Here is a 10,234-nt window from a genome sequence, read left to right on the forward strand (position 1 = left end):
CGGTTGTGTTTAAATGGTGAATTAGTTATTGTCTGACTTAGCTGATGCCTTTTCTGCTTTTTTGGTCTGCTTGTCGGCCTCCGTTCGGTTCCGCTGCGCCTTTGCCTCCATGCGGGCAGCACGCTTGGCATGCTTGGCCGCATAGGCAGCTTCTTTGTCGATGCGCTTGGCATCCCTTGCATTCGCCTTAGCAGCCCGTGCGTCTGCTTTTGTGTCCTTTCTCAGGTCAGAGGCATCTTCCAGGCGCTGCTTGTCAGCTTTTACTTCCTGCCGCTCGGTCTTTTTCTCTTGACTTTCTTGCGTAGTCTGGGCGAAGGTATAGGTGGAGGCTAATGACAGCAATCCGATGAACAGCACAAGTAATAGGGTCTTATTTTTCATATTGGCAGGAAAAGGTATATTCTATTATCCTACTTAGGTATACGGACAGACTAATAACCCAAACGCAATTAGCTGATAATAAATAATTTACACCAAACAAAGGTACACCAGGCGTTCTCTTGGCATCTTTAGGGTCTTAATTAATTTTTCTCCAGGAGGAGGAGAGGGCTAGCTTACTGATCGGGGAAAATAAAGCTGCTGATTACCAAACTATTACCCGCTATGCGCTTGTTATACTTCCATACCCCTCACTCGGCCTGATGGCCAGAGCCGACCAGCTACTTGGCTGCCCCGCTTTTATTCGTCCCGCTGCTAAAACTTTACCTATGAGAAATAACATTGCCAACTACCGGGACTATGATGATTGCCTCACCCAACTTTTAGGCAGAAAATCCAGCACAACCGAATTAACCAAAAGAAATGACACAAGACCAATTTTACTATTGTCTGAGCAGGATCCTGGAGATTAGAGAGGAGATTGAAGGGACATGCAACGTGCGTCGAAGAGCTCAGGTAACAGAGTCTGCCCTGGCTGAGGAGCAGCAGCTGGACTTTGACTCGCTCAGGCGCTTTGCAGATAACAAGGAGCAGGCAGACAGAAACACTGCCTGCTCGCACGCACTGCTAAAAGAGCTGGCTGCCCAGGAGGCTAAAATAAGGGCTTTTGTGCCTTTGTCGCTCTACGGCACCCGGATTGAGGCAACATTGCCTGGTGACTCTCCGCTTTATGTGCGGGTGAGGCCTGACCAGCTAAGCATTGAAAAAGGCTCTTAGGCGCTAGTGTTCAACCAAGTTTGTTGATGAAGTCTGACAGCTGACTGGTAAAGCCCCCTTTGGTGAGGCACAGCATTCGTAAGTATGTTGTCTTGCCTTCCGTTATGGTGCCTGTACTCTTCCCAGTATTCATGAGCGGCCACCAAAACCTGCTGGTCGCTCCATTTTTTTAGTTTGTCCTCCCTCATCACCTTGTAAGCTTATGTACAACAGAATGTACGTCTCCAGAGCTGTCAACTATAGTATTTCAACTACCAAAATTAAGCGACCAGCAGGTTTTGCCATTCCACATTCAACTCTTTCTGCTGCTCTCCAAGCTCGGCGTATACCTGTCTGGCTTTGATGTGCAATGAAAACTTGCTGAAGAAGTTCTTAAAGGTCATGAAGTCTGTACCATCTATGATACCCACACTACTCATCTGCCAGAGCGCTGCGCCAAGCATTTCGCACTTTACAATAACCGTATAATTTACAAGTCCGTGCGACACAAACTGGCACACTAAAGAACCGCTGATCTCTTTAATTACAAGGGTGTTGCTATGAAGCAAGCCTACAGAAAGCTCTTGCAGCTCCTCTATAAGCCGGGTTTGGAAAGTGTCCATTTCTAATCTACTTTTTCTGTATACCGGTTTGCCGGAATACAGCTTGAACATTGGTTCAGGGAGAACAACTACAGAATAAAGGCTGGAGAGACTTGTTTTAATAGTCTACAGGTATGCTCCCCTAAAGAACCATTTACTTACTATACGTTACTATACGCCCTGATTTGCAGTATGAACATAGTAATGGCTGTAAATACCGACTTTAAACGGCACATTAAGGGTCTTACGCAGCTAAGTACGCATTTATACCCTACAAACGGCAACACGTCTGGCAACCTGTTTACCTGCTGTTATCTTAAACTATACTTATGCCGTCTCTCCCATATGCTCCCCATCCGCTGTCGTTGACTTAGATAGGAGCTCCCGTAACCGCTCAATGTGCACTTTCATTTCTTCAACACGCTCTTCCTGTATGTTTGCCCAGCGGTGATTCCCTTTAATAGTTTCATTCTGAGACATATTCATAAGTATATTACGTCGTTCCTCTAAAGTGCGCAAGGCAACCCAAAGTGTTTCTTCCAGCGCATTGGACATACCCTGCAATAGCGAATCCTGCGAAAACGCGTGCCCGGAATGGCACCTGAAGCGTTTTATGGTTCCTTCCTGGCTCAACTCCCACAAGCCCCCGCCGCAGTCGGGGCAACTATAGGCTGTACGGGTACCTGCTTTTTCAAGCTCTTCGATGCTAGTCTGTGTACTGTTGTTCATAATGCGTTCTACAATTAAAGCCTCTTGCCGGATGTCAGCCGGAATAGTTAATGATTGCTCTGCAGGCTGCTGCGCCAGCTCTTCCAACAATTTACTCATTTCGCTTAGCGGCACTACATAGTTCGTATCCACCTTCCGGATCACATTTTCCGGCAGCACTGAAAATTCTGCATCATCCGGGTGCTGCACGATCGTTGTGCCACCGCTCCTCCTAATGCTTTCCATCCCGATCACGCCATCGCTCATAAAGCCAGTTAAGATGATGCCTATCGTATTGCCACCGTGGTGCGCCGCAGCCGACCGGAACAAGGGGTCTATGGCAGGCCTGAACTGGTTTTCACGCGGACCTTTTACCACCAGCATTCTGTTGCCACTCACCAACAGGTGCTTGTCGGCAGGAGAAAAATAGACGGTTCCGTGCTCAAATTCATGCTCATGCTCCGCTACTTTACACACAAGGTTAGTATACTTATTTAGGCGATCTACCAGGAATTGTGCTGACGAGTCAGGACTCAGGTGCTGCACAATAAAAATGGCTGCGGGCAATTGCTCCGGCAACTGAGACAGCAGCTTTGTGATTGCCTGCATCCCTCCTGCCGATGTTCCAATCACAATTATCTTAAGTTTGTTCTCAGTCATAAAGTGGCGCTTCATTTTACCCAAAGCAACTATAGCCCAGGCTATTTAGTTAACTTATGTACGGGCATCAAATTGAAGTGTTAAGCTATAATACGTACATGTTCTGTTAACGCCTTACTTCAGGACTAACAACACCCGCCTGACAGACGTTATGTTATAGTATTAATTGGTAAATTGGCATAATAAAAGATTAGATAAAGACAGAGGCTCGGGAAACAGGCATGGCAAAAGCAGCTAAAGAAAGTGGTTCAGCAAACAAAGTTATTAGAGGCGGGATGCAGGAAGTCTATGTAATTGGCATTGGCGCCTCTGCCGGCGGCCTGCAGGCTCTGGAGGCCATGTTCAGTACCATACCGCAGGATAATGTAGCATATGTCATTGTGCAGCACATTTCATCAGAATATCGCAACCTGTTAACCGAGATACTGGAACAGTACTCTGCCCTGAAAGTACAGGAAGCTGAACACGATGAGCTGCTGCTGCCTAACCGGGTATACGTTATACCCAGCACTAAAGAACTGATCATCGAAAGGAACCGGTTTAAGCTCAGCAATAAAACGAACCTGAATCGCTCTCAAACCATCGATACGTTCTTCACGTCACTTGCCCAGGACAAAAAGCAGCGCGCGATCGGGGTTATATTATCAGGTACGGGTAACGACGGCACCAAAGGTGTAGAGGCCATTAAAAAAGCAGGCGGCCTGGTGCTGGTACAGGACCCAACAACTGCCCGGTTTGATGGCATGCCCCGCAGCGCTATCAATTCCGGATATGCTGACTATATTCTTCCTCCTGAGCTGATGTCCGTAGAAATATTTGATTACATAAAATTTGGCCCCTTGAGTGGAAAACTAGTGGAACTTGCTGACAGCGAAGCAGAAGCCACCTTTTTCCAGATACTGGACATGATAAACCGGCAGACAGGCATCGATTTCAGTAATTACAAGCAACCCACTATTATCCGGCGCATCAGCAGGCGCATGAATATCAAAGGCATCAATGATTTTGCGGATTACCTCGATTACCTGAACATGAACTCCGATGAAGTGGAAATGCTGGGCAAGGAGTTTTTGATCGGGGTAACCAAGTTCTTCCGCGACGAAGAAGCCTATGATTTCCTGGCCAGCACTATTATTCCGGGTATCATAGACGGGAAAAAGCACAATGATCAGCTCCGTATCTGGGTGGCAGGCTGCTCCACCGGCGAAGAGGCCTACTCTATTGCCATATTGGTGCGTGAGTACCTGGACAAAGTAAAAAAAGAGCTCGAAGTTAAAATCTTTGCATCTGACATTGACCGCGAAGCGCTTGATTTTGCAAGTAAAGGCTTATATACACAGGGCAGCATATCTGACGTTTCAGAAGACAGGCTGAACAATTACTTTATAAAGGAAGATGGCAAATACAGGGTGGCACAGCGGGTGCGCCGTATGGTTATTTTCTCGCCCCATAACGTCACCAACGATCCTCCTTTCAGCAGGATAGATATGGTGAGCTGCCGCAATATGCTCATCTACCTGAACCCAATGCTGCAGAAGCGAGTGATCGAAAAGTTTCATTATGCCCTGGTCATGCAAGGTTACCTGTTCCTGGGATCCAGCGAGAGTGTAGGAGATCTGAAGAGTTTTAGAGAAGTAAACAAAAAGTGGAAGATCTTCCGGAACACGGAGCCAGCACGCTCTCTAGGGATGTCAGAAACATTTTCGGGTAGTTTGAGCAACCGCCCCGTCATTACCTCGCTGCCCACCCTGTCCCGCGACCTGACGGCCAAACAGGTACTGCAGCATAGCTTTAACGAAGTGCTAAGCGAAACCGTGCTGGAAGAATATGGTGTCGCTGCCGTGTACATAGACGAAAACTATGACGTACTGCATGGCTCCGGGAAGTTCAAGAAATTCCTGGACCTGCCTGAACAGAGTTTTACCTTTAACCTGCTGAAACTGGTTCCACAGGACCTCGCCGTGAGCCTGGGTGCCATGTTGCGCAAGGCCACGATAGAAAAAGAAAAAATTGTAGCGCATAACATACAGGTGCATGAGGGCAATCATCTGCGTTACATTAATGTAGTTGTCAAACCCTGTCTGGCAGATAAGAAGCAGCTCCAGCGTTACATTCTTGTTCTGTTCTCAGAAGAGCAGCCGCGTATTCCGCTCAAACCAGACCAGGTAGTAGTAGTAAGCGAGAGTCAGTATAAAGCGCGTGTAGATGAGCTGGAACAGGAACTGCAGTATACAAAAGACGATCTGCAGGCTGTAGTAGAAGAACTCGAAACCGCAAACGAAGAACTGCAAAGCACCAACGAAGAACTACTGTCATCGAACGAGGAGCTGCAAAGCACCAACGAGGAACTGCAATCGCTGAACGAAGAGCTGCATACTATCAATACTGAGCACCAGTATAAAATAAAAGCACTTATCGAGCTTGACGATGACCTGAACAATTACTTCCGAAGCACCGACATCGGGCAGATCTTTGTAGACCGTAAACTGATCATCCGCAAGTATACGCCATCTGCTACGCGCCTTATCAACCTTATCGAAAGCGACATTGGCCGCTCTATCGATCATATCTCCAATAATCTGCGCTATGACTCGCTAACAGAAGACATAAAGCATGTTATTAACAGCAACCAGGTAATTGAGAAAGAATTACAGGACAAGAACGGGGTGTGGTACCAGATGCGGATACTGCCTTACATTACGCAGGAGCGCAGGATTGACGGTGCCATTATCATCTTTATCCAGATAAACGAGCTGAAGACCATGCACCTGCTGCATGCAGGTATACTGCACAGCTCTCCTAACGCTATACTTGCGCTAAAATCGATCAGATCCACTGCCGACGTGATCACAGATTTCAGCATCAGCACTGTTAACCAAAAGGCAAAGGTTCTGTTCGACAGGCCGGAAAGCAAACTGATAGACAGAACGCTTTGGAACAAATACCCGAAACTAATGGAACAGGGGGTATTTGAGAGGATGGTAATGGTTGTGGAAACAGGTGAGCCGCTTGATACAGAGCTGATGCAGGAAATAAACCAGAAAGTGGTATGGCTGCATGTGGTAGCGGTAAAATTTGGCGATGCCCTGGTACTTACCCTACAGGACATAACGGAGCGAAAACTAAACGAGCAGGCCGTACAACAGCAGCAGGAAGAGCTAAGACAAAATGCCGACCGCTTTAAAAGCTTGCTGGAAGCTGTGCCCCACATTACCTGGACAAATAAACCAAGTGGCGAAAACAATTCCTTCAACAAATTCTGGTACGACTATACAGGCCTTACAAGCGAGGAATCGGAAGGCTGGGGATGGCAAATTGCTTTTCACCCGGATGACCTGAAAACCTTGATCCCGGATTACAAACGATGTCTGGAGACAGGAGAAGTCCTTAATACACAGGCTCGCATACATCGTAAAGCCGACAATAAGTATCGGTGGCACCTGATAAAGGATGTTCCTGTTAAAGATGAACATGGTAACATAACTCTCTGGATAGGAACTGCCACTGACATACAGGACCAAAAAGAAGCCGAAGAAGCCACTATAAAATTAAAGCTGTCGCAGCAGCGTGAAACATTAAATACGATACTTCAGACACAGGAGGAAGAGCGTAGCCGTATATCGGAGGCTTTGCACAACGGCCTCGGGCAGGTACTTTATGCGGCAAAGCTCAGGCTGGATAACCTGGAAACGAGTACTGCACATCAAAAAACGACAAAGGACAGTGTAGATCAGTTTCTGAAAGAGGGCATTCAAATCACCCGTAATATCTCTTTTGAGCTGACGCCTACCATTCTGAAAGAATTTGGGCTTAAAACTGCCATAGAAGAGATCATTAACAGGTTTAAAAGTCCACAACTGCGGATTACATCGAATCTGATGATTCCGGATAATAAACTGGATTATCCTACCTCCCTATCTGTGTACAGAATTATACAGGAGCTATTGAACAATGTGGTCAAGCACTCAGGCGCAACCAAAGCAGATGTGGCGCTAACAGTAGACGGTAAAGATGTTCATCTGAGTGTTCGTGACAATGGCAAAGGGATAGACCAGAAAGACCTGCAAAATAAGACAGGAGTTGGCCTGAAAAGCATTAAGAACAGGATCAATTTGCTGGATGGTGAATTTGATATAGCTACTAAAGCTGGCAAGGGTTGCCTGGTTCAGATCACCTTCACCCAGGACCACCTGAACAAGACGAGCTGATCTGCTTCGTGCGTATTTTTTTAATACGCTACGCTAGCAAGCTAAACCTCTGGATTTTCTGATTAAAAATAGAAAAGCCTATAATTTGAGCATTTATAACAACATACTTCAGTAATTCTACTGATGCAGATACTTTTTACAAAGCCTACCTTTAAGCTAAGCTTACAGAAAATAGCTGAAAGTAAACTCGCTCACATAATGTAGAGGAAGGATGATTGAGAAGGTGCACGCATTGCTTCAGGAATTTGAGGATAAACAGGCCGCAGGCAAGGTCGACACCTTTGAAGTTAAGGTTGGACCTAGTGGGTTACTTGTACAACCAAAGCCTTCTGATGGGGAGGAGACAAAAACAGTAGAACTCACGCCTGAGCTACTTTATACCTTGCAAATATTCTTCTCTGAAATAGATGGGATTACTTACAAATCCTATGATTACAACATGCTGAAGAGCTTGCTGAATGCACATGCAACGCTGGAGCGCATGGCGCTCAAAGCAGGCAATTCAAAGAAGCAGTAAAAGATCCTGAATGCCTATTCAGAGATATCTGCATCAATGATTTTGTGCCCGATGGCATACTTTACAAGGTTGGCTGTATTCTTGGCCCCGGTTTTCTCAAGTATGTTCTGGCGATGAGTTTCTATCGTTCGTTTACTGGTGAATAGCTTATCTGCAATTTCTGCATTTGTGAATCCTTCTGCAATCAAGGTCAACACCTCTATTTCCCGCTTCGACAACCCCGACTGTTCCACTTTCTCATTTTTGGTAGCTACCGGCGACATAGAATTAGAGAGCATCTTAATAGATAGTTCGCTACAGATATAATTTGTGCCTCCCGCTACAAGTTTTATGGCAGAGCGCAACTCATCTTTCCCAGTGGTTTTTAAGATATAACCAGAGGCCCCACAATTCATGATCTTTTGCACATAAGGCAGGCTGTTGAGCATTGAAAGCGCAAGTACTTTCGTTTCAGGATAGGCTACTATAACACGTTCAGTGGCTTCAAAACCATCCATTTCAGGCATGTTAATATCCATAAGCACCACATCGGCAGGTACTTGTGCCAGCAGATCCAGTAGTTTAGCACCGTTACTTGCCTCTCCTACCACTTCTATTTCACTGTCCTCATTCAGCAGCGCTTTAAGACCCTGTCGCAAGATGATATGATCTTCTGTTATGATAACTTTGATAAGCTTTTGCTCTTCCATAGGTAGGTTATATTCTGATGGCAATGAAAGTATCCTGGGCTACTGTAATAATACAACTATTAATATCCTCCTAAGAGTTACTGAAATGTGATGTGCTTAAATAACCTGTTCTGGCCTGGACTGGATTGTATTCCGGAACTTAATAAGTCCCCACTACAGAAACAGACATAATCACTTATATTTAAACACCTTAAGAGCAACAGGCCACTTTACTTATTAATCAAATGTACTAAAAAAAGCGAAGAAGCACGAGTAGGAACAACTGGTGCTCATTCTCCAAATCTATCCGCAGGTCGTTGCTGGTATCTCCGTAATTAGCCTATAGAAACAATCTTTGCTAAACAGGAAGTTAAATATCAGGTGAAAAACCGACCTCAAGGCCACAAAAGGGGCACTTTCCTCCAGGCCTTCTATGGCATGTTATGTTTCTTAGTATTACATGCCATACATTATCTTATACTGGTATTTGAGGAGGGGTTCTGAAGAGAGGAGGCTTTAGCGTGTTAATTACATGTTTTATACGCACAAATACAGCTTTACATCAATCAGTAAGTATAATTCCCGGTAAACTATGTTATAATCTGATTTTAGCCCCTTCTGCTGGCTGGCAGTTACGCCGCCATACCTTCAGGCAACGGGAATTTCTGCTTGAAATGCTCTAGTTCTTTCATCACTTTCGAATCTACCTTGTAGCGCACATGGTCTTCGTGCAGCTCGTCCCAATGCACGAAGATCTGCCATGTCTGGTTTCCACTAAAATTACGTCTCTCGGCCTCCGTCATATCACGGACAAAAAAGGCGTCCAGTGTCACGTCTTCTTCACGCATGGGCACGTGAATGTAGGTACGGTCACAGTTCAGGATTTGGATAAGTTCGGCAGGTCGCTCATCGTTGGCAGGCATATAGAAGTAGGCTACCTGATGGAGCTTTTTTATGCCGGAGGTATGTGGGTAAGGGTGTGGGTACATAGTCAGGTCTTAAGCCAATGGTCGCGCACAATATCCCGGACAGCCATGCACGCCGAATATAGCCTTACACGAAGCACACCGGAATAAAAGTGTATACCCTACTTCTTTGTCTTCTGTTTAGCTAAAATGCATATTCTCAAAACTATACAAAAAGATATATTTTAAGTTCCCTATTCAGTCTATACTTCTGGTCTGTAGCCTTTCTGCAGAATTATGATTAATTTTGCAGTATCAATTATCTTTTAATTTTAAAGCTGATAATCATGGGAATGTATCCTGAATATATGGTCGCTCCGATCCGCGAAGACCTGACCTCTGCAGGCTTCGAACAACTGATGACCGCAGAAGAAGTAGAGCAGGTGCTTTCGTCAAAAGAAGGTACTGTGCTGGTTGCTGTGAACTCAGTATGTGGCTGTGCCGCTTCTAAAGCACGCCCTGCCCTTAAAATGGCCGTAGCCTCTTCTGAGAAGCGCCCTGCTAAAATGATCACTGTGTTTGCAGGTATGGAGCAGGACGCTGTGGCCAAGGCACGTGAGTTCATGCTGCCTTACCCGCCGTCATCACCTTCTATCGCCCTGTTCAAAGACGGCGAACTGGTGCACATGATCGAGCGTTACCACATCGAGGGCAACGAACTGAACCGCATTGTAGACAACCTGCAAGGCGCTTTTGAGGCTTACTGCTAGCTCTTAGCCCATCTCAACAAAAAGGCCGGTGTTTTGAGAAACACCGGCCTTTGTTTTTATCA

General features: G+C 45.8%; 9 protein-coding genes. 4 read left to right on the forward strand and 5 right to left on the reverse strand.

The window, feature by feature from the left end:
* Positions 1-21: 21 nt before the first annotated feature.
* Positions 22-381 (reverse strand): hypothetical protein, encoded by a 360-nt coding sequence (locus AC5FXQ_RS15400; protein WP_493603308.1) that lies wholly within the window; start codon positions 379-381, stop codon positions 22-24.
* Between the two features lie 420 nt (positions 382-801).
* Between AC5FXQ_RS15400 and AC5FXQ_RS15405 the strand changes: the two genes are divergently transcribed.
* Positions 802-1,155, forward strand: a complete 354-nt coding sequence (locus AC5FXQ_RS15405) for a hypothetical protein (protein ID WP_493603309.1) — start codon at positions 802-804, stop codon at positions 1,153-1,155.
* A 260-nt stretch (positions 1,156-1,415) separates the two neighbouring features.
* Here the strand turns inward: AC5FXQ_RS15405 and AC5FXQ_RS15410 are convergent, their stop codons facing one another.
* Together AC5FXQ_RS15410 and AC5FXQ_RS15415 are read right to left on the reverse strand one after the other, a co-directional pair.
* Positions 1,416-1,757 (reverse strand): hypothetical protein, encoded by a 342-nt coding sequence (locus AC5FXQ_RS15410; protein WP_493603310.1) that lies wholly within the window; start codon positions 1,755-1,757, stop codon positions 1,416-1,418.
* 306 nt (positions 1,758-2,063) lie between these two features.
* Positions 2,064-3,104: a chemotaxis protein CheB gene (locus AC5FXQ_RS15415; protein ID WP_493603311.1), complete on the reverse strand. Its 1,041-nt coding sequence runs from the start codon at positions 3,102-3,104 to the stop codon at positions 2,064-2,066.
* 221 nt (positions 3,105-3,325) lie between these two features.
* Between AC5FXQ_RS15415 and AC5FXQ_RS15420 the strand changes: the two genes are divergently transcribed.
* The gene (locus AC5FXQ_RS15420; RefSeq protein WP_493603312.1) at positions 3,326-7,312 is read left to right on the forward strand and encodes a chemotaxis protein CheB; all 3,987 of its coding nucleotides are present in this window, start codon (positions 3,326-3,328) and stop codon (positions 7,310-7,312) included.
* A 211-nt stretch (positions 7,313-7,523) separates the two neighbouring features.
* The gene (locus tag AC5FXQ_RS15425) at positions 7,524-7,829 is read left to right on the forward strand and encodes a hypothetical protein (protein ID WP_493603313.1); all 306 of its coding nucleotides are present in this window, start codon (positions 7,524-7,526) and stop codon (positions 7,827-7,829) included.
* A gap of 14 nt (positions 7,830-7,843) precedes the next feature.
* Here AC5FXQ_RS15425 and AC5FXQ_RS15430 read toward each other — a convergent pair whose 3' ends face one another.
* Together AC5FXQ_RS15430 and AC5FXQ_RS15435 are read right to left on the reverse strand one after the other, a co-directional pair.
* Positions 7,844-8,518, reverse strand: a complete 675-nt coding sequence (locus tag AC5FXQ_RS15430; protein WP_493603314.1) for a response regulator transcription factor — start codon at positions 8,516-8,518, stop codon at positions 7,844-7,846.
* Between the two features lie 611 nt (positions 8,519-9,129).
* Entirely contained in the window at positions 9,130-9,486 is a 357-nt protein-coding gene (locus AC5FXQ_RS15435; RefSeq protein WP_493603315.1) for a hypothetical protein, read from the reverse strand.
* Between the two features lie 269 nt (positions 9,487-9,755).
* Here AC5FXQ_RS15435 and AC5FXQ_RS15440 point away from each other — a divergent pair, with 269 nt between their 5' ends.
* Positions 9,756-10,172: a BrxA/BrxB family bacilliredoxin gene (locus AC5FXQ_RS15440; protein WP_493603319.1), complete on the forward strand. Its 417-nt coding sequence runs from the start codon at positions 9,756-9,758 to the stop codon at positions 10,170-10,172.
* Positions 10,173-10,234: the final 62 nt, after the last annotated feature.

The sequence above is a fragment of the Pontibacter sp. LHS1 genome (genome assembly GCF_058932855.1).